The sequence below is a fragment of the Naasia sp. SYSU D00057 genome (assembly GCF_017916505.1).
Classification (GTDB): domain Bacteria; phylum Actinomycetota; class Actinomycetes; order Actinomycetales; family Microbacteriaceae; genus Naasia.
The window spans coordinates 245,322-263,955 of record NZ_JAFMSZ010000002.1 but is presented as its reverse complement, the minus strand read 5'-3'; the positions used below and the strand labels follow the sequence as shown (position 1 = coordinate 263,955).

At 71.5% G+C, this 18,634-nt stretch carries 19 protein-coding genes, 2 tRNA genes and 1 pseudogene; 11 read left to right on the top strand and 11 right to left on the bottom strand.

Going from position 1 to position 18,634, the window contains the following annotated elements; genetic code table 11:
- Nucleotides 1-39: 39 nt before the first annotated feature.
- The 5 genes from J3P36_RS08500 to J3P36_RS08480 form a co-directional block, all read right to left on the bottom strand.
- Nucleotides 40-399, bottom strand: coding sequence for a DUF3140 domain-containing protein (locus tag J3P36_RS08500; protein WP_210507139.1), 360 nt, complete (start codon nucleotides 397-399; stop codon nucleotides 40-42).
- On the bottom strand, nucleotides 396-602 hold the full coding sequence (locus J3P36_RS08495) for a DUF2945 domain-containing protein (RefSeq protein WP_210507137.1): 207 nt from the start codon (nucleotides 600-602) through the stop codon (nucleotides 396-398). Before J3P36_RS08495 ends, J3P36_RS08500 begins: the two co-directional genes overlap by 4 nt.
- Nucleotides 603-708: 106 nt before the next feature.
- A complete protein-coding gene (locus tag J3P36_RS08490) occupies nucleotides 709-1,665 on the bottom strand; it encodes a DUF2332 domain-containing protein (RefSeq protein WP_210507135.1) in 957 nt (318 codons plus the stop codon).
- Nucleotides 1,666-1,743: 78 nt separating this feature from the next.
- The gene (locus J3P36_RS08485) at nucleotides 1,744-1,959 is read right to left on the bottom strand and encodes a hypothetical protein (protein ID WP_210507133.1); all 216 of its coding nucleotides are present in this window, start codon (nucleotides 1,957-1,959) and stop codon (nucleotides 1,744-1,746) included.
- Between the two features lie 61 nt (nucleotides 1,960-2,020).
- Nucleotides 2,021-3,358, bottom strand: a complete 1,338-nt coding sequence (locus tag J3P36_RS08480) for an MFS transporter (RefSeq protein WP_210507131.1) — start codon at nucleotides 3,356-3,358, stop codon at nucleotides 2,021-2,023.
- 196 nt (nucleotides 3,359-3,554) lie between these two features.
- Here J3P36_RS08480 and J3P36_RS08475 point away from each other — a divergent pair, with 196 nt between their 5' ends.
- The 6 genes from J3P36_RS08475 (at nucleotide 3,555) to J3P36_RS08450 (ending at nucleotide 11,153) form a co-directional block, all read left to right on the top strand.
- Nucleotides 3,555-3,755 (top strand): hypothetical protein, encoded by a 201-nt coding sequence (locus J3P36_RS08475; protein WP_210507129.1) that lies wholly within the window; start codon nucleotides 3,555-3,557, stop codon nucleotides 3,753-3,755.
- 36 nt (nucleotides 3,756-3,791) lie between these two features.
- Nucleotides 3,792-3,866 (top strand) — tRNA-Arg (locus J3P36_RS08470).
- A gap of 486 nt (nucleotides 3,867-4,352) precedes the next feature.
- Nucleotides 4,353-6,419 carry an MDR family MFS transporter gene (locus J3P36_RS08465; RefSeq protein WP_210507127.1) on the top strand — a complete coding sequence of 689 codons (2,067 nt, stop codon included), beginning with the start codon at nucleotides 4,353-4,355 and terminating at the stop codon, nucleotides 6,417-6,419.
- A gap of 63 nt (nucleotides 6,420-6,482) precedes the next feature.
- On the top strand, nucleotides 6,483-7,070 hold the full coding sequence (locus J3P36_RS08460; RefSeq protein WP_210507125.1) for a TetR/AcrR family transcriptional regulator: 588 nt from the start codon (nucleotides 6,483-6,485) through the stop codon (nucleotides 7,068-7,070).
- Nucleotides 7,071-7,259: 189 nt separating this feature from the next.
- Nucleotides 7,260-10,964, top strand: a complete 3,705-nt coding sequence (locus J3P36_RS08455; RefSeq protein WP_374100717.1) for a DUF4011 domain-containing protein — start codon at nucleotides 7,260-7,262, stop codon at nucleotides 10,962-10,964.
- Nucleotides 10,965-11,000: 36 nt separating this feature from the next.
- Nucleotides 11,001-11,153, top strand: a complete 153-nt coding sequence (locus J3P36_RS08450) for a hypothetical protein (protein ID WP_210507121.1) — start codon at nucleotides 11,001-11,003, stop codon at nucleotides 11,151-11,153.
- A 168-nt stretch (nucleotides 11,154-11,321) separates the two neighbouring features.
- Here J3P36_RS08450 and mscL read toward each other — a convergent pair whose 3' ends face one another.
- Nucleotides 11,322-11,837, bottom strand: coding sequence for a large conductance mechanosensitive channel protein MscL (gene mscL / locus J3P36_RS08445; protein WP_210507119.1), 516 nt, complete (start codon nucleotides 11,835-11,837; stop codon nucleotides 11,322-11,324).
- A gap of 12 nt (nucleotides 11,838-11,849) precedes the next feature.
- Here mscL and J3P36_RS16785 point away from each other — a divergent pair, with 12 nt between their 5' ends.
- Nucleotides 11,850-12,014 carry a hypothetical protein gene (locus tag J3P36_RS16785; RefSeq protein WP_307807045.1) on the top strand — a complete coding sequence of 55 codons (165 nt, stop codon included), beginning with the start codon at nucleotides 11,850-11,852 and terminating at the stop codon, nucleotides 12,012-12,014.
- Between the two features lie 14 nt (nucleotides 12,015-12,028).
- On the opposite strand, the pseudogene J3P36_RS16780 reads toward J3P36_RS16785, so the two are convergent.
- Together J3P36_RS16780 and J3P36_RS08435 are read right to left on the bottom strand one after the other, a co-directional pair.
- A pseudogene (locus J3P36_RS16780) lies at nucleotides 12,029-12,169 on the bottom strand (FmdB family zinc ribbon protein); the annotation flags it as partial.
- Between the two features lie 19 nt (nucleotides 12,170-12,188).
- Nucleotides 12,189-12,785: a 5-formyltetrahydrofolate cyclo-ligase gene (locus J3P36_RS08435; protein ID WP_210507115.1), complete on the bottom strand. Its 597-nt coding sequence runs from the start codon at nucleotides 12,783-12,785 to the stop codon at nucleotides 12,189-12,191.
- A gap of 39 nt (nucleotides 12,786-12,824) precedes the next feature.
- On the opposite strand from J3P36_RS08435, the gene galU reads away from it, so the two are divergent.
- The 4 genes from galU (at nucleotide 12,825) to J3P36_RS08415 (ending at nucleotide 15,667) form a co-directional block, all read left to right on the top strand.
- Nucleotides 12,825-13,718 (top strand): UTP--glucose-1-phosphate uridylyltransferase GalU, encoded by an 894-nt coding sequence (gene galU, locus J3P36_RS08430; protein WP_210507113.1) that lies wholly within the window; start codon nucleotides 12,825-12,827, stop codon nucleotides 13,716-13,718.
- Between the two features lies 1 nt (nucleotide 13,719).
- Entirely contained in the window at nucleotides 13,720-14,370 is a 651-nt protein-coding gene (locus J3P36_RS08425) for a GNAT family N-acetyltransferase (protein ID WP_210507111.1), read from the top strand.
- Between the two features lie 72 nt (nucleotides 14,371-14,442).
- Nucleotides 14,443-15,369 carry a hypothetical protein gene (locus J3P36_RS08420; protein WP_210507109.1) on the top strand — a complete coding sequence of 309 codons (927 nt, stop codon included), beginning with the start codon at nucleotides 14,443-14,445 and terminating at the stop codon, nucleotides 15,367-15,369.
- A gap of 225 nt (nucleotides 15,370-15,594) precedes the next feature.
- Nucleotides 15,595-15,667: transfer RNA gene (locus tag J3P36_RS08415), tRNA-Ala, on the top strand.
- A gap of 163 nt (nucleotides 15,668-15,830) precedes the next feature.
- On the opposite strand, the gene J3P36_RS08410 is transcribed toward J3P36_RS08415, so the two are convergent.
- The 3 genes from J3P36_RS08410 to J3P36_RS08400 form a co-directional block, all read right to left on the bottom strand.
- The gene (locus tag J3P36_RS08410) at nucleotides 15,831-16,490 is read right to left on the bottom strand and encodes a methionine ABC transporter permease (protein WP_210507107.1); all 660 of its coding nucleotides are present in this window, start codon (nucleotides 16,488-16,490) and stop codon (nucleotides 15,831-15,833) included.
- 1 nt (nucleotide 16,491) lies between these two features.
- Nucleotides 16,492-17,520, bottom strand: coding sequence for a methionine ABC transporter ATP-binding protein (locus tag J3P36_RS08405; RefSeq protein WP_210507106.1), 1,029 nt, complete (start codon nucleotides 17,518-17,520; stop codon nucleotides 16,492-16,494).
- A 76-nt stretch (nucleotides 17,521-17,596) separates the two neighbouring features.
- Nucleotides 17,597-18,586, bottom strand: a complete 990-nt coding sequence (locus J3P36_RS08400) for a MetQ/NlpA family ABC transporter substrate-binding protein (protein WP_210507105.1) — start codon at nucleotides 18,584-18,586, stop codon at nucleotides 17,597-17,599.
- Nucleotides 18,587-18,634 lie beyond the last annotated feature (48 nt).

Here is an 18,634-nt window from a genome sequence, read left to right as displayed (position 1 = left end):
CGCACGGTTGCGAGTGAGCGCGGAGGCCCGCAGCCGTCGTCAGTCCTTCAGCGGATCGTGGCCCCAGTTCATGAGGGAGTAGCGCCAGCGCGACGACTCGATGTCCTCGTGACCGGGGCGCTGCGCCAGGTGGCGGTGGACGTAGCCGACCACCTTGCGCATGTGGGCGTAGTCGTCGTCGCCGAGGTCGTCCTTCTTCGTGTTGAGGAGCTGGACGATGCGGCGGCCGGACTCATGGCCGACGGACTCGCCGCCGCCCGGCGAGTCCTTCTTGTCGCCGCCGGTGACGCCGACCGACTTCGACTCGTCGGAGTCGAGCCAGCGCTCGAGCTCCTTCGCCGTCATGTTGACGGCGTCGGAGAACGCCTTCCGGGTGTCGTCGGGGGAGTCGCCGCTCATTCCTTCTTCAGCGCCCCGGGCTTGTGCACGGCCTCGCCGCCGCTCTTCTCGCTCTTCACGAGGTACTGCGGGTCGTCCTTCGAGGCGCGCACGGTGCGGCCACCCGCTTCGGTGTCCTCGGTGATCTTCTCCTCGACCTCGCCGACGGCCTCGCCGCCATGCGACTTCCACGACACTTTGTCGCCCTTCTTGAATTCGGTCATGAGGGGAACGTAAGGAGCGAACCCGGCGGGCACAACGGGCGGGCGACGGGGTTGCCTGGAGAGCCCGATCGTGCTGTGTCTTGCCATCGGGTGCGCGCCGGCGAGCTCAGAGCCAGGTGAGCCAGCGCCCGTGCGCGTCGGCGACGGCCACGGGCGACTCGTCGAGTGTCACCAGGAACGGCGTGCCGGGAGTGGCCGGAACGCGTTCGGGCGTGAGGTCCGGGAACACGCGCATCCCCTCGAGGGCGAGCAGGCGGCAGCCGAGCTCACGGACCAGGTGACGGAACGCCGCACGCCGGAGGCCCGGGACGTACACGAGCGTGCCGCTGCTGACGACGACCGGGGTGAGGCCGTCGGGCACCTGCGCGACCACCTCGCGCAGGGCGTCCACGACGTCGCCGCGGACGATGCGCGGCGGATCCCGCCGGGCGATCGCGACGGCCGCGCGGATCCTCCGCCGCCGGTCCTCCGCCTCGGGCCAGACGAGCGTCTCGAGCCAGTGCACGTCGCCGTCGGAGAGGTTCAGCGGATGGAGGTCGATGCCGCATCGCCAGCGCACGTCCGGCGGGGCCGAGGGGAGGGGGACGCCGCCGGCGGTCGCGCACTCGAGCACGAGGTCGCCGTCCCCGATGCGCACCTCCCCTCGCCGGTCGTCGTCGTACCGGTAGGCGTAGCGGTCGGGGATCAGCGTCAGCCCGGCGGAAGCGCCCACCTCGATGAGCGCGAGCGGGCCGGGCACGAGGGCGAGCGCGGGCAGCAGCGCGGCGCACCGGCCGGGCTCGTTGGTCTGGGTGCTGCGGACCCGGGCCTCCTCCGCGACGGCGTCCCAGTGCGCGAGCAGCCATTCGCGGAACACTGGCCAGATGCCGGACGGGGCGCCGAGGAGCCGCGCCGTGCTGAACACGAGGTTCGGCTGCCGCTTCTGCTCCGGCAGGCCGTCGAGCAGCGCGAGGACCTCCGGATCGGCGGCCACGCCGCGCGCCCACTCCTCGTAGATCACGGACCGTCCGGCCGCCTCCCCGTCCGCGAACCGGAGGTACCAGTCGGCCGTGTCGGAGGTCATCCGTCGATGATGTCAGCGCCGAGAGGAAGTGCCGCGCTCAGCGGTGCGCCCTCTCGGCGCTCGACAGGAAGCCGGTGACTACGCGTGCCCGGCGGCGCCGAGGGCGTCGCCGCCGTCGCTGCCGCCCTGCAGGTTCGCCGCGCCCTCCTCGTCCTCCTCCGGCTCGAAGGTCGTCCCCTGGCCCTCGCTGGCGCCGACCCCGACGCCGCCCGAGCCGCCGGGGATGGTGCCTTCGGTGCCGAGGCCGTCCGCCTTCTCGGTGGCCTCGCCGCTGCCGCTGGTGGTGTCCGACATGATGCCTCCTTCTCGCTCCCTCCACCCTCGCAGTGCGGGCGGCGGAGCGGACGGGGTTGACTCAGTCGAGGGCGCGGCCCTTCAGCTCGGGCAGGGCGAGGGCTCCTGCGGCGGCGACGAGGAACACGCCGCCGAACACCGCGAAAGCGATGGGGGTGCCGCCGAGAGCGAGCAGCGGCGGGACGGAGAGCGGTGCAACGATCGACGCCAGCCGGCCGACCCCGGCCGCCCAGCCCGAGCCGGTGCCCCGGAGCGGGGTCGGGTAGAGCTCGGGCGTCGCGGCGTAGAGGGCGCCCCACGCGCCCAGGTTGAAGAAGGAGAGGAGGGCACCGGAGCCGAGGATCCACGCCTCCGATCCGCTCACCGCGCCGAAGCCGAAGACGGCCGCCGCGACCGCGGAGCCGAGCAGGAACACCGCGAGGGTGGGGCGCCGTCCCCAGCGCTCGACGAGCCAGGCGGAGACGGCGTAACCGGGCAGCTGAGCGAGCGTGATGAGCAGGGTGAAGCCGAACGAGCGCACGAGCGGGAATCCGGCGGCGACGAGCAGGCTCGGCAGCCAGATGAAGGCGCCGTAGTAGGAGAAGTTGACGGTGAACCAGACGAGCCAGATGGCGCCCGTCCGGCGGCGCAGCTCGCGGGAGAACAGGTCGCCGACCCGGGGCTTGGAGGCCGCGGAGGCCGTTCCCCGCTCGGGCGGGGCGGCAGGGGCAGGGACGTCGGCGCTCTCCTCGAACCAGCGCACCGCCCGTTCGGCGTCGGCGTGGCGCCCCTTCGACTCGAGGAAGCGGACGGACTCCGGCAGCCGCCACCGGATCACCACCGCCCAGAGGGCCGGGATCGCGCCGACGAGGAACGCCCAGCGCCAGCCGTCCTCGCTGGACGGGATGACGAGGTAGCCGAGCAGCGCCGCTCCCGTCCAGCCGACCGCCCAGAACGCCTCGAGGACGACGACGACGCGGCCCCGGATCCGCCGCGGCGCGAACTCGCTGACGAGCGTCGAGGCGACGGGCAGCTCAGCGCCGAGGCCGAGCCCGACGAGGAAGCGGAGCACGATGAGCGCACCGACCGACCAGGCGAGCGCGGACAGCCCCGTGCCGACCCCGTAGACGAGGAGGGTGAGCGCGAAGACGCTGCGCCGACCGATCCGGTCCGCCAGCAGCCCGCCGACGGCGGCGCCGATCGCCATCCCGGCGAAGCCCGCCGAGGCGACCCACGAGAGGGCGGCGGCGTCCGTGCTCCACGTGACCGAGAGCTGGGCGATGACGAACGAGATGAGCCCGACCTCGAGCGCGTCGAGGGCCCAGCCGACGCCGGACCCGCCGAGCAGGGTCAGATGGCGGCGCGTGAACGGCAGCCGGTCGAGGCGGTCGGCGCGGGTGAGGGCCGTCGATGCGCTCATGTCGCTCGCTCTCCGCTCTATCGGTGGACGGGCCGCGGGAGGCGGCGGCGCTCCACCATCGTGCCCGCCGCCTCGGCGCGCACCAATTCCCGTCCGTCGGCTTGACGCGGTGTTGCGGGTCCGGAAGCCGGCCCGCAACCCGGGGCGCCGGCGCGGGCGGCGGGAGTAGCGTTGCGCATCCGACGGAAGGAGAACGATGACGGACGCGAACATCCCCGACGACCGCGACCACGCCGACAACGACGCGGAGCAGGCGAAGCTGCGGCAGGAGCACCGCCGCGAGCTCGGGCTCGACGCCGACTTCGACGGCGTCGACATCACGCAGAGCGAGGGCCCCGACCTGGTGGCCGGCGACGACCTAGACCTCGGATCGGGCCGGCACCGCGAACGCGACTGACCCGGTCGACCGCCCCGGCCTAGACTGGGGCGGCCAGCCTCTGTAGCTCAATGGAAGAGCAGTTCCGTCCTAAGGAAACGGTTGGGGGTTCGAGTCCCTCCAGGGGCACCACGCTCGAGCGGCCGCCTGCAGGGCCCGCTTCGCTCGCCGCTGATCGCGGATCCCGCGTGGGCCGGACAGCCGCGGGGTGGCATCCCGGCGGCCGATGCCCGCGGCGTCCCCGACGCCTTGCCCGCGCCCCGAGGGAGGGCGGCCTGGGTCGGTCGATCGCGACAGCATCGCGGCTATTCGCACGCTCGCGCCCATGGCGGTCCGCCGGCGGCGACCGACCCTCTTCAGAGCGGACGCCTGCTTCGACGCATTAGTCAGCCTTGTTCAGCAACTTGTGCTCCTGCACTGTACGCAAAGTTGCAGTGGATGTAAGATTGCGCAGTAAGCAAGGTGCTTCGCCAGCGTCGGCGCTCCGGCGACGCCGGGGCATCCGCCGTTTCCGGCCCAGCGCCTCCTCCTTCTCGCATGCAGGGAATCGCATTGGCCACACACGCACTTCCGCGGCAGTCGGGGGCTTCTCCCGTCGCCGCCGGATCCGCTCCGGTGATGTCCCACCGGCAGATCCTCCTCGTCATCTACGGGCTGATGGCGGGCATGTTCCTGTCCGCGCTCGCGCAGACGGTCTTCGGCACCGCGATCCGCACCATCGGCGACGACCTCCACGGCCTCGACCAGCAGGCGTGGGTCACGACCGCCTACCTGATCACGTCGACGATCACGACCCCGATCTACGGCAAGCTGTCCGACATCTTCGGACGCCGGCCGCTGTTCATCTTCGGCGTCTCGGTCTTCATCGTCGGCTCGCTGCTGTCGACGTTCTCCACGTCGATGCTGATGCTCGCGGCCTTCCGGGCCTTCCAGGGCATCGGCGCCGGCGCGCTGATGTCGCTGCCGCTCGCGATCATGGGCGACATGCTCGCCCCGCGCGAGCGCGCCAAGTACCAGGGCTACTTCCTCGCCGTCTTCGGCATCTCCTCCGTGATCGGCCCCCTCATCGGCGGCCTCTTCGCGGGCGCCGAGCAGATCCTCTGGATCGACGGCTGGCGCTGGGTGTTCCTCATCAACCTGCCGATCGGCATCCTCGCGCTCGCCATGGTGATCGCGTTCCTGCACCTGCCGAAGGTCGGGGAGAAGCGCTCGACCCGGATCGACTGGTGGGGTGCCACCGCGGTCATCGTCGCGCTCGTGCCGCTGCTGCTCGTCGCCGAGCAGGGCCGCGAGTGGGGCTGGGGCTCCGCCGGCTCGATCGCCTGCTACGTGCTCGGTGCCGTCGGGCTGATCGCCTTCCTGATCATCGAGTCGCGCCTCGGCGAGGATGCGATCATCCCGCTCAAGCTGTTCCGCTCGGGCGTGTTCTCGATGGCCACGGTCCTGTCCTTCCTCGTCGGCTTCGCGATGTTCGGCGCCATGCTGACGATCCCGCTCTACCTGCAGATCGTCACGGGCCTGGACCCCACCGAGGCGGGCTTCGCGACCCTGCCGCTCGTCCTCGGGCTGATGATCGCCTCGATCGGCTCCGGCCAGATCGTCGCGCGAACCGGCAAGTACCGGATCTTCCCGGTGACCGGCACCGCCTTCACGGCCGTCGGCTTCCTCGTGCTCACGTTCGTCACGGTTGACAGCCCGCTCTGGTTCCTGATGATCGGGATGTTCCTCATCGGCTTCGGCCTCGGCCAGCTGATGCAGACCTTGACGCTCGCCAGCCAGAGCGCCGTCGAGGCGCGCGACATGGGCGTGGCGACGAGCGCCGCGACGTTCTTCCGGCAGATCGGCGGAACCCTCGGCACCGCGGTGCTGCTGTCGGTCCTGTTCTCGCTGATGCCGACGAACATCAGCACGGCTATGCAGGACGAGGATGACCTGAGCTCGGCCCTCGATGCGGCCCTCACGCCCTCGGTGGCGGAGGACCCGGCCAACGCCGGAGTCATGGCGCAGATCTGGACGCCGATCGTCGAGCCCGTCCAGGAGAACGTCCAGTCCGCCCTCGACGAGGGGGCCGCGACCGCCAAGCAGGCCGCCGATGACGCCGTCCTCCGGCAGGTCACGTCCGCCGTGCAGCAGCAGGTGGCCGCCGGGGCGATCCCCGCCGCGGCCGCGCAGACGGTGATCGACCAGCAGGTCGCGGCGGCGACGCCGGTCGCCGAGCAGCAGGCGCTCGAGGCCGCAGCCGAGCAGGCGAACGCCTCGGTGATCGACGGCCGACTCGCCATCGACTACAGCGACGCGGACCAGCGCTCCGCGGTCGTCGACCGGGTGGTCCCGACCATCCTCGACGAGCTCGAGTCGGCGGACTCCGCCGGCGCGTCCTCGGCGAGCGACACGTCGTTCCTCAACGGCGCCGACAGCCGGCTGACCCGGCCATTCCTGGCGGGCTTCAACGCATCCACGATCGTCATCTTCTGGATCGGACTCGGTGTGGTGCTGCTCGCGTTCGTGCTCACCTGGTTCTTCAAGACGCCGCCGCTGCGCCAGAAGTCCGCGCTGCAGGAGCAGGCCGACCGCGCGGGCAGCGTGGACGACCTCGAGGCGGAGGCGGTCGAGGCGGCCAACCTCTCCGGCGCGCTCGTCGAGCCGGGCACCCGCACCGGCCCCATCCCGGTCGGCCGGCACTGAATCAAGGGGTTCGGCCGGGCCCGCGTCTCCCGCCCGGCCGATCCCCGACACAATGGAGTCCTCGTGAGTACCAGCGACACCGCTCAGGCCGTCGAGTCGACGGGCCTTCGGGAGCGGAAGAAGCAGCTGACCTGGCAGGCCATCCATGCCGCCGCGCTCCGGCTCGTCTCCGACCAGGGCCTCGACGGTGTGACGGTCGAGGAAATCTGCGCCGCAGCGGATGTCTCGCCCCGCACCTTCTTCAACTACTTCCCGTCGAAGGGCGCCGCCGCGCTCGGCCTTCCGCCGACCTCGGTGGGCGACGAGGCCCGGGAGCGCTTCCGCACCGGCCAGGAACCCCTCCTCGACGCGGTCTGCCTCCTCGTGGCCACGACCTCTCGGATCGTCAGCGACCGCGACGCCCGCAAGGCGCTCGTGCGCCGCGAGCCCGACCTGATGGCGACCTGGCTGCGCTGGCTCGGAGGCCTGCGGAAGGAGCTCACGACAGTCGTCGCCGAGCGGGTGGAGGAGCGCACCGCGAGCCGCGCCGTCACCCTCGTCATGGGCGCGCTGGTGGAGACGGTGCGGGACGGCCGGCCCGCCACCATCGAGGAGTTCGCCGCCCAGCTGCGCGAGGAGTCGCGTCAGATGCTCGCGCTCGCCGAGGCCTGACTGCCGGCGCATGTCCGCGCGCGCGAATCGCAAAGCCCGGCGGCCCTTGCGGGGTCCGACACGCCCCCCGTCCGGGGTTCGCGAAACTCCCGCGATGAGCCGGGTGTCGGATAACGGTCCGCTTACAGTTACGACGTGGCGTGGGTCGGCAGGAAGAACGAGGACGAGATCGTCCTCCCCGAATCCGTCGTGGCACGAGTGGCACCCGCCGCCGTCGCTCCGGAGAACATCACCGTGGGCGATCCCCGTGCGACTCCGGTGAACATCGCCGAGCCGCAGCGCGAGAAGTGGCGCGCGGAGATCGCCGCGCTCGGCGGCCCTTCGCCGCTCCTGCACTTCATCGACTCGCCGCGCACCCGGATCGAGCTCGGGACCACGCACCCCGGCGGCCTCGCCCAGTTCATCACCGGCAAGACGACGCTGCTGTCGAGCCTCATCCGCGACGATCTCGCCTTCCGCACCGCGAGCGTCGCCGCATCGAACATGACCGCCAAGGGCGTCGAGCTCAACTCCACCCGCGGCATCGACTCCATCCACCTGGCGATCGGCATCGCCGAGTGGAAGCACGACAAGAAGGAGTACCGCGCGCCGCTGCTGCTCCGGCCGCTCGCGCTGCGCCGCTACGGCCGCGACTTCGAGCTGCGCCTCAAGGGGACGCCGATCCTCAACCCCGCCCTCGCGCGCGCACTGCACGAGCAGTTCCAGATCACGCTCGACCCGGCGTCCTTCGTCGCGCTCGCGGGAACCGGCAACACGTTCAAGCCGCAGGCGGCGATCGACCGGCTCCGCGGCCTCACCTCGCACCTCGCCTGGTTCTCGGTGCACCCCCGCCTCGTCGCGTCGTCCTTCGCCGACGTCGCGCCGCGGATGCTCGCCGACATCGCCGACCTCGACCACCCGGTGCTCGACGCGCTCGCGGGCAACAAGAACGCGCGCTGGTCGATCAGCGACTCCTACAAGGCCGCCGACCCCGTCTCGCAGGACGAGCGGCCGCCGGGCAGCGACACCCTCGTCCTCGACGCGGACCCCGAGCAGGAGGTGGTGGTCGCTCAGATCGCGGCCGGCAACTCGGTGGTCGTGAAGACCCTCCCGGGCACGGGCGCGACGCAGACGATCGTCAACGCCCTCGGCGCGCTCGTCGCCCAGCACCGCCGCGTGCTCGTCGTGAGCCCGCGCCACGCCACCCTCTCCGCGCTCAGCGCGCGGCTCAACGAGACGGGCCTGCCGGGCATCGCGGTGTCGCCGCGCTCGGTGCGCCGCGACGTGATCCAGGCGATCAACCGCAACGAGAAGGCGGTGCAGCGCAACAACGCCGAGGTCGACGAGGCCCTCGTGCGCCTCCGCAGCGTGCTCCTCGACTACCGCGAGGCGCTCTCCCGGCGCGACCCGGTGCTCGGCGTCTCCGCCCTCGACGCGCTCTCCGAGCTCGCGCGGCTCTCGCTGCTGCCCGAGCCGCCGCAGACCACCTCCCGCCTGACCGACCGGGCCATCGAGGCGCTCGCCACCGACCGTGCCGGCGCCGCCGAGACGCTGGTGCGAGCCGCGACGCTGGGGGAGTTCCGGTACGGCCCCGGCGACTCGCCCTGGTACGGCGCGTCCTTCGCCACCTCGGCCGCCGCGTCGAACGCCCACTCGCTCGCGAAGCGCCTCTCGTCGACCGACGTGCCGCGCCTGCTCGAGCGCGCGAACGACCTCATCGCCCAGACCCGGCTCCGCCCGTTCGAGAGCATCGCCGAGCTCGGCATCTACCTGCGCCTGCTGCTCGACATCCGCGAGACGCTCGACAAGTTCCTGCCCGTCGTCTTCGACCGCTCCCTCGGCGAGCTGATCGCCGCGACCGGCCCCCGGCGGGACGCGGCCGCGATGAGCGGCGGGAACCGCCGCCGGCTGCGCAAGCTGGCGAAGGAGTACGTCCGCCCGGGCGTGCACGTCGCCGACCTGCACGACTCGCTCATCCGCATCCAGCAGCAGCGGGTGCTCTACCAGCGCTTCGTCACTTCCGGCGTCACCCCCGAGGTGCCGGTCGGCATCGGCGACGTCCAGGTCGCCTATCAGCGCGTCGCCGCCGACCTCGCGAGCCTCGACGAGCCCCTCGGACTCACGGCGTCCCCGCGCGCCCACGCGAACCTGCCCATCGACCGGCTGCTCGACACGCTCGCCGGCCTCGCCGAGGACTCCGAGGTCCTGCAGAACCTGCAGGAGCGGACCGCGCTCGTCACCACGCTCCGCGCCCTCGACCTCGACCCGCTGCTCGACGACCTCGCGCGCCGCCACGTGCCCGAGGACCGCGTGGCGATCGAGCTCGAGCTCACCTGGTGGACGAGCGTGCTCGAGCGGATGCTCGCGAACGACAAGGCGCTCCTCGGCGCCAACACCCGCGTGCTCGACCGGCTCGAGGCCGACTTCCGCCTCGTCGACGAGGCCCACGCCGCCGGCAACGCCGCGCGCCTCGCCTGGGAGCTCGCCGAGGCGTGGAAGTTCGGCATCCAGGACTGGCCCGAGGAGGCCGAGGCGCTCAAGGAGCTGCTGCGCGGCAACGCCGCCGACGCGTCCACCCTGCATAAGGCCGCGCCGCACCTGTCGCGCCTCGTCGCGCCCGTCTGGCTCGCCTCGCCCTACGACGTGTGGGGCATCTCCGACCAGATCCCGTTCGACGCCGTCTTCCTGCTCGACGCCGGATCGGTCAGCGTCGCCGAGAGCCTCGGCGCCATCCGCCGCGCGAAGCAGGTCGTCGTCTTCGGCGACCCGGTCACTCAGACGCCCGCCGACTTCCGCATCGCCGTGCAGGACCTCACGAACGAGGCGCCGGGCGTCGAGCACACGCAGGAGGAGCTCGACGCGCGGCACGCCGACTCCGCCCTCTCGCGCCTCGGCGAGCTGCTGCCGACCCTCGAGCTGACCCGCAGCTACCGCGCGGGCGGCCAGGACCTCGCGGAGCTCGTCAACCGCCGCTTCTACGGCGGCAAGATCCAGTCGATGCCGTGGGCGGGCACGTTCCTCGGCCGGCCGAGTCTCGTGCTCGACTACGTCGAAGACGGCTTCGGCATGCCGGATGCCGACAGCGGCTCGGTGGAGAGCGTCGACGCCGAGGTGAACCGCGTCGTCGAGCTGGTGCTCGACCACGCCATCCACCGGCCCAAGGAGTCGCTCCTCGTCGTCACCGCGAGCCAGAAGCACGCCGTGCGCGTGCAGGCCGCGGTGCTGCGCGCCGTCGCCAAGCGGACCGAGGTCACCGACTTCTTCCTCAAGGAGCAGGCCGAGCCGTTCATGGTGGTGACGCTCGAGCAGGCCGTCGCGCTCAGCCGGGACCGGGTCATCCTGTCGATCGGCTTCGGCCGCACCCCGCACGGGCGCATGCTGTCCGGCTTCGGTCCGCTCGGCCGCCCCGGCGGCGACCGGCTGCTCGCCTCCGCCGTCACGCGGGCTCGCCGATCGCTCGTCATCGTGTCCTGCTTCCGCCCGGACGACATCTCCTCCGACCGGATGTCGCACGGCGTCGTCGCACTCGGCGAGCTGCTCGCCGAGGCGGAAGCCCGCGTCGCCGAGCAGCATCTGCCGGACGACAGCGACGCCATGCTGGTCGACCTGTCCCGCCGGCTCGAGGCCCTCGGGCTGAAGACCGCTCTCGGGTACCGGGGACGTCTCGGGCTGGTCGCAAGCTACAAGGGCCGGGCGATCGCGATCGAGACCGACGCGACCGTCACCGGGGTGAGCCTCCGCGAGGCGCTGCGCCTCCGGCCCGAGGTGCTGAAGCGGCTCGGCTGGCACTACCTGCGCGTGCACAGCTTCGAGCTGTTCGCCGACCCGGGTGCCGTCGCGCTGCGGATCGCCATCGCGCTCGGCGCCAAGCACCTCGCTCCGCAGACCGAGGCGATCCCGGTCATCGCGGAGTAGGGTTCCGGCGTGCCCGAACCCCGCAGACACCGACGGGTGACCACTGCTCCCGTGCCCGGGTCGGATCCGGCGCCGCAGGCGTCCGACGATGCCGTACGCGCGGGGGAGGACTCCGAGGAGTCGTGGGGCGACCGCAGCAGCGGGAACGACGACCGTCTCCGCGCCGACGTCCCGCCCCACTGGGGCTGAGCGAGCACTTCCGCTCTGCGCCCGGCCGGGGCCCGCCGTGTGCCTCAACCGCAGAACCTGTCCCTCAACAGGCAGGAATCCCCCCAACAGGCGGAAAACGGCCGATTCTGCCTGTTGAAGGGATTTCTGCCTGTCGAGGGCAGGAGGGAGCCCGGGTCGGGGGCCGCGTCAGGAGGCGGGGTGCTGGCCGTTCGCCGGCGGGATGATCGCGTGCTTGCCGGTCGTCGTCGGAACGACGTCCTTGTCCGCCTGAGCGGCGAGGAGGTCGCGGATCTGCAGGAGCAGCTCCGCCTCCGACGGCGGCAGGGGAGCCTTGTCCTCCTCCGTCGCCTCGTTCTGCTCCTTCGCGAACGCGATCCGCTTCAGGCGGTTGAGCGGCATGACGAGCACGAAGTACACGACGGCCGCGACGATGAGGAACTGCAGGATCGCGGCGAGCACCGCTCCGAAGGCGAGGTCGGCGGTGCCGCCGCTCGTCGTCGGGATGCGCCAGATCAGGGTGTCGCTGAGGCTCTCGGCGTTGAAGAGCGCGCCGATGGCCGGGTTGAAGAGGTTCGCGACGATCGAGTTGACGATCGCGGTGAAGGCGGCGCCGACGACCACCGCGACCGCGAGGTCGAGCACGTTGCCGCGCAGCACGAACTCCTTGAAGCCCGCGAAGACGCTCTCCTTCTTCTCGCTCACGAGGCGGCGCCCGTGGAGGCCGGTGCCGAGGAGCTGGACGACGACGAGCCGGACGACGACGAGCCCGACGAGCTGGAGGTGGACGAGCCGGACGACGAGGACCCGCCGCCGGAGCCCGACGACGAGCTGGAGTCGGACGAGCCGGACGTCGGCTTGCTGCGCGAGTCGGTGCGGTAGAAGCCGGAACCGTTGAAGGTCACGCCGACGGGGCTGAACAGCTTGCGCAGCGCGCCGCCGCACTCCTCGTGGACGGTCAGGGCCGGGTCGCTGAACGACTGCACGACGTCGAAGGATGTGCCGCAGGCAGTGCACTTGTAGGCATAGGTGGGCATGGAAGCGCTCCGGGATCGATCAGGATCGGGACGAGGAGGCGAAGCGGAGGACCCGCGTGGGCGTCACCGCGCCGTTCACCGGCTGATCGTGCCGCTCGCGGGGCACCTCGTCGATCACCTCGGAGTCGAAGACTACCGCGTACACCGGAGGGCAGTTCTCCATCGACCCGAGCGTCTTGTCGAAGTAGCCGCGCCCCCAGCCCATCCGCACGCCCCGCTCGTCGACGGCGGCGGCGGGGACGAGGATCAGGTCCACGTCGTTGATGGCGTAGGGCGGCAGCAGGTCGCCGACCGGCTCCGGCAGGCCGAACAGTCCGATGTCCTCCTCCGACCCGTCCCAGACGGTCCAGTCGAGCAGGCCGTCGTCGCGGCTGATGGGCAGGAGGGCCCTGATCCCGTTCTCCACGGTCCACTTGAGGTAGTCGCGCGTCTCCGGCTCGTCGGGGGCGGAGAGGTAGCAGGAGACGCTGCGAGCGCCCGTCGAGCGGGTCAGCTCGATGAGGTTGCGGGTGATGCCTTCGGCGGCCGCGGAGCGCTCCGAGGACGTCTGAGTGCGCCTGCGCTCCCGCAATTCGGCCCGAAGTGCCCTCTTTTGGTGCCCTGGGTCGCCCGGCATGCTCTGATCTTAGGGGGCCGGGCCCAATAGGCTTTGAGTATGCCCAACCCCATCACGAAGGCGGTCATCCCTGCCGCCGGCCTCGGTACGCGCTTCCTTCCCGCCACCAAAGCGATGCCGAAGGAGATGCTGCCAGTGGTGGACAAGCCCGCCATCCAGTACGTCGTGGAGGAGGCGGTGGCGGCCGGGCTCAGCGATGTGCTGATGATCACCGGGCGCAACAAGAACGCTCTCGAGAACCACTTCGACCGCGTCGCCGAGCTCGAGGCCACCCTCGAGAAGAAGGGCGACCTCGCCAAGCTGCAGCGCGTCAACGAGTCCACGGACCTCGCCGACATCCACTACGTGCGCCAGGGCGACCCGAAGGGGCTCGGCCACGCGGTGCTCCGTGCCCGCATGCACGTCGGCGACGAGCCGTTCGCGGTGCTTCTCGGCGACGACCTCATCGACGAGCGCGACCCCCTGCTCTCCCGCATGATCGAGGAGCAGGCGAAGCGCAACGCGACCGTCGTCGCGCTGCTCGAGGTCGACCCGTCCCAGATCCACCTCTACGGCGCCGCCGCGGTCGAGAAGACCGACGACGACGACGTGGTGCGCATCACGGGCCTCGTCGAGAAGCCCCCGGCCGACTCGGCGCCGTCCAACCTCGCGATCATCGGCCGCTACGTGCTGCGTCCCGAGGTGTTCGACGTGCTCGAGAAGACCGAGCCGGGCAAGGGTGGCGAGATCCAGCTGACCGACGCCCTCCAGACGCTCGCGAGCGACGACTCGGCCGGCGGCGTGTACGGCGTCGTGTTCCGCGGCCGCCGCTACGACACCGGCGACAAGATCGACTACATCAAGGCGATCGTCCAGCTCGCGTGCGAGCGCGAGGATCTCGGCAACGACCTGCGGCCGTGGCTGCAGGAGTTCGTCGGCTCAGTCCGCAACTGACGTGGCCATCATCCCGACCCTGCGCGACGGGCGGATCACCGTCCGCCCGATCCGGCTCCGTGACGCGCGGCCGCTGGAGCGGGAGCTGCTCGACAACCGCGGGTGGCTGCGGGAGTGGGAGGCCACCAATCCGCGGGGCCCGATGAGCTTCGACACCCGCGCGAGCATCCGGGCCCTGCAGGCCAACGCCCGGTCGGGGCAGGGGCTGCCCTTCATCGTCGAGGTCGACGGCGAGCTCGCCGGGCAGCTGAACGTGTCCGGCATCGCCTACGGGTCGACGTCGTCCGCCTCGACCGGGTACTGGATCGGGGAGCGCTTCGCCGGTGCGGGCGCGACCCCCACCGCGGTGGCGCTGACGACGGACTACTGCTTCCAGCAGCTCGGCCTGCACCGCATGGAGATCTGCATCCGGCCCGAGAACGCCAAGTCGCTGCGGGTCGTCGAGAAGCTCGGCTTCCGGTACGAGGGGCTGCGCCGCCGGTACATCCACATCAACGGCGACTGGCGCGACCACTTCTGCTTCGCCCTCGTCGCCGAGGAGCTCCGTGACGGGGTCCTGCGCCGCTGGAAGGAGGACCGCGTCCCGGTCGACGCCGCCCTCATCCCGGACGCGGATCGGGAGGCCGCGGCACGCTCGTTCCCGGCCTGGTGACGCCCGGAAGAACGGCGGGACACGCCCCGGCAATCCGGTCCTGACCCGGCACACGGCTCTACCGTGAGCGACATGGGTGGAGAGAGCGCAGGCGGCGGCATCGTCGTCGCTCTCGCGGCGGTGCTCTGGCTCGTGTATCTGATGCCGAGCTGGCTGCGCCGGCGCCAGTACCTCGCCACCGAGCGCAACGCCGTCCGGCTCCAGCAGACGCTGCGCATCCTCGCCGAGACGGCCGAGGTCCCCGCGGAGGTCCGCGCCGAGGTGCACGCGCGGAGCGTCGCGGAACAGCACCGAGCCCTTCGCGAGGCGGCGCAGAAGGCGGAGGCGGTCGCTCGCGCCCGCGAGGCCGCCGCCGCGCGGGCGCTCGCGAGGACCGCGCACGCGCCCCGTGAGCCGAAGCAGAAGGCGGCCGCCGTGTCTGCGCTCGCCGCGTCCCGGCTGCGCCGCGGCCGCCTGCTCTCGACGCTGCTGCTCGCGGCATCCGGGCTCGGCGTCGTCGTCGGCGTCTCCCAGTTCTTCGCCTCCGGCGCCTGGCTGCTGCTCGCCGTCAGCGCGGTCGCCGGGATGGGCGCCCTCGCCCTGCTGCAGCGCATCGCGACCGTCGCCGCCGCCAGCCGGGCGACGGAGGCGGTCGACCGCACAGTGACGGTCGCGCCGCCCGTCCAGAGCTTCGTCGACTGGGAGCGCGCCGAGCCGGCCCGCCCCACGTGGACGCCGGTGCCGCTGCCGAAGCCGCTGTACCTCTCCCGCCGCGAGGTGGCGGAGCCGGTGGTGGCCCCGCGGCGCATCGAGGTCACGGTGGACGAGTCGCTGCGCCAGGCCGCCGCGAAGGCCGAGGCGGCCCTCCGTGCGGCGCAGTCCGCTCCCGAGGTCACTCCGCTGCCCAAGCGCACCGCCGCCGCCGAGCGGAGCGGCTACGCCGCCATGGGCGTGCTCGAGGACGCGACGCCCGGGATCACGGACCTCAACGACGTCCTGCGCCGCCGCCGCGCCGTCTGACACGACGGGCACACGCCGAGCGCCTGCGAACACCGAGTGCGCCTCGAAGCACCGAGAGCGCCCCGTGCACAGGGTGCGCTCGGCGTTCCAGGGCGCACTCGACGGCACGCCTCGGTGGTGCCGGCGAGGCTCGCGTCGCTCGCACCTCGACGATCGGGAGTCGCCGTTCAAGCCGTGCGCGTCACGAGCGGGTCCGGCGACCTGGTAGTGTGGACGGGCACTCAGGGGCCTGTGGCGCAGTTGGTAGCGCGTCTCGTTCGCAATGAGAAGGTCAGGGGTTCGAATCCCCTCAGGTCCACCGAAGACAGAAGAAGGCGTCCCGCCAGGGGCGCCTTCTTCTGTTTCCGGGGATGCGGGCCGGTTCGGGTGAAACGGGCCACCTAGGCGGCCCGGATGTGCCGAACCGGCCCGCCTTCGCATGACGGGCCGGATCGGCGGCGTGGGTCGGGGTGAACTTCGAGTCAGCGCCGCAGCACCGTGCGGGCCAGGGAGTTGCCGATGAACTGCACGAACTGGACGAGCACGATGATGAGGATCACCGCGGCCCACGTGACGGCGGGCTCGAAGAGCCGGTAGCCGTACTGGATTGCGAAGTTGCCGAGCCCGCCGCCGCCGATCAGGCCGGCCACCGCCGACATGTCGGTGACCGCGATGAAAATGAACGTGTAGCCGAGGATCAGCGGGCCGAGCGCCTCGGGGATCAGCACCGTGAAGATGATCCGCAGCGGACTCGCGCCCACCGAGCGCGCCGCCTCGATGACGCCGGGGCGCACGGTCAGGAGGTTCTGCTCGACGATCCTGCTGATCGCGAAGAACGAGCCGACGACGAGCCCGAAGATGGCCGCGTTGTTGCCGATGCCCGTCCCGATGACCACCCGAGCGAGCGGCTGGACGGCGGCGAGCAGGATGATGAACGGGATCGGCCGGAACGTGTTCACGATCACGTTGAGCACCGTGAACACCGCCTTGTTCTCGAGCAGGTTGCCCGGGCGGGTCAGGTAGAGCGCGAGGCCGAGGACGAGTCCGAGGATGCCGCCGACGATCATGGCGATGCCCACCATGTAGACGGTCTCCCAGGCGGACAGCCAGAGCTTGGGCAGGAGTTCGATCAGCCGGTCCATGTCACGCCGCCTTCACGATCGTGGCGACCGCGGTGAGGCGGTCGAGCGCTTCGTCGATCGACGCGTCGTCGCCCGTCAGCGCGAGGGTGATCGTGCCGAAGGTGCGGCCCCGGATGTCCTCGATGCCGCCGTGGATCAGCTCGAAGCCGACGCCCCGCCGGTTGAGCTCCAGGAAGATGGCGGACTGATCGGTGCCGCCGTCCGCGAACGAGAACGACACGATCCGGCCCGGGTGCCGCGATCGCAGCGTCGCGAGCGTGTCCGCATCCGGCACGGTCGGCACCACGCCCGCGACGAACCGGCGGGCGGCCTCGGTGCGCGGCGCCGAGAACACGTCGAACACCTCGCCCTGCTCGACGATGCGGCCGCCTTCCATGACGCTCACTCGGTTCGCGATCGAGCGCACGACATCCATTTCATGCGTGATGACGACGACGGTGACGCCGAACTCGGTGTTCACGCGCCGGAGCAGGCCGAGCACGTCGCGGGTCGTCTCCGGGTCGAGCGCGCTCGTCGCCTCGTCGGCGAGCAGGATCTGCGGACTGGTGGCGAGTGCGCGCGCGATGCCCACCCGCTGCTTCTGGCCGCCCGAGAGCTGGTCGACGTAGGCGTGCGCCTGGTCGACGAGGCCGACGAAGTGGAGGAGATCCGAGATGCGCTTCTGGTGCTCGGCGCGGGGGATCCCCGCCACCTTGAGCGGGAACTCGACGTTGCCCCACACCGTCTTCGACTCGAACAGGTTGAACTGCTGGAAGATCATGCCGATGCCCCGGCGCACCTGCCGCAGAGCGCGCTCGTCGAGCCCGACGAGATCACGGCCGGCGACCGTGACCCGGCCGCCGGTCGGCCGCTCGAGCGCGTTGATGAGACGGACGAGCGTGCTCTTGCCCGCTCCCGAGTAGCCGATGATCGCGTGGACGTCGCCCTCCTCGATCTCGAGTGAGACGTCGTCGACGGCCACGGTCGGCGGGGCGCCCTTCGAGCGCGGGGGATAGGCCTTCGTCACGTTGCTGAGGGCGATGAGCGGCATGGGACTCCTCGGGGAACTGAAGAATCCGGGGGCCGACGTCACGACGACGTCGACCCCCGGAGAGAGATGGAAGCGGCTACTGCCCGATCTGCGACTCCACGTCGGCCAGGGACTCCTCGAGCTCCTCGACCGGCGTCTGCACCAGCACGGCGGTGTCGCCGGAGACCTCCAGCAGCCCGTCGGTGACGGCCTTCGTGTTCTGGAAGATCTCGACGAGGCGCTGGTACAGCTCGTCGTCCTTGTCCTCGGCGCGCGCGGCGAAGATGTTGATGTAGGGCTGTGCGCTCGGGTCGGCGGGGTCGTCGGAGGCGATCGCCTCGTCGAAGCTGAGGCCGGCGTCGTCGACGAAGTCGTTGTTGATGATCGCGGCGGCGACATCCGGCAGCGAGGTGGGCGTGAGGGCGGCCTCGAGCGAGGTCACCTCGACCCGCGAGGACGGGAGCACGTCGTCGAGGGTCGAGAACGGGCTGCCGCCGTCCTGGAGCTCGACGAGTCCGACGGACTGCAGCACGAGGAGGCTGCGGGCGAGGTTGCTCGCGTCGTTCGGCACGGCGACGGTCTCGCCGTCCGGGATGTCCTCGACGCTTCCGTACTCGGTCGAGTAGAGGGACAGCGGGTACGTCGCGGTCGAGCCGATCGGGGTCAGGTCCTCGCCGGCCGAGGTGTTGTACTGCGCGAGGTAGATGATGTGCTGGAACTGGTTGAGGTCCAGGTCGCCCTCGGTCAGCGCCGGGTTCGGCTGGGCGTAGTCGGTGAAGTCGACGAGCTCGATGGCGATGCCCTCGTCGGCCGCGGCCTTCTCATATTCGGCCCAGTAGGGGTCGCTCGCGCCGACGACGCCGATCTTCACCGGGTCCGCCTCGGAGCCCTTGCCCTCGGCGATGGCGCCGCTCGCGGCGCCGTCCCCGCCTCCGCTGCCGGCCTCGTCCGCGGGCGAGCTGTTGGCGCCGACGGTCGCGACGATGGCGACGACCGCGAGGGCGATCACGGCGACCACCGCGACGAGGATGCCGATCAGGCGGCCGCGCCGCTTCGGCGGCGCGACGAGGTTCGGGGATTCGGACATGAGTGCCTCCGTGCTGCTGGAATCTCGCGGCGCGCGGAGCGCCGCACT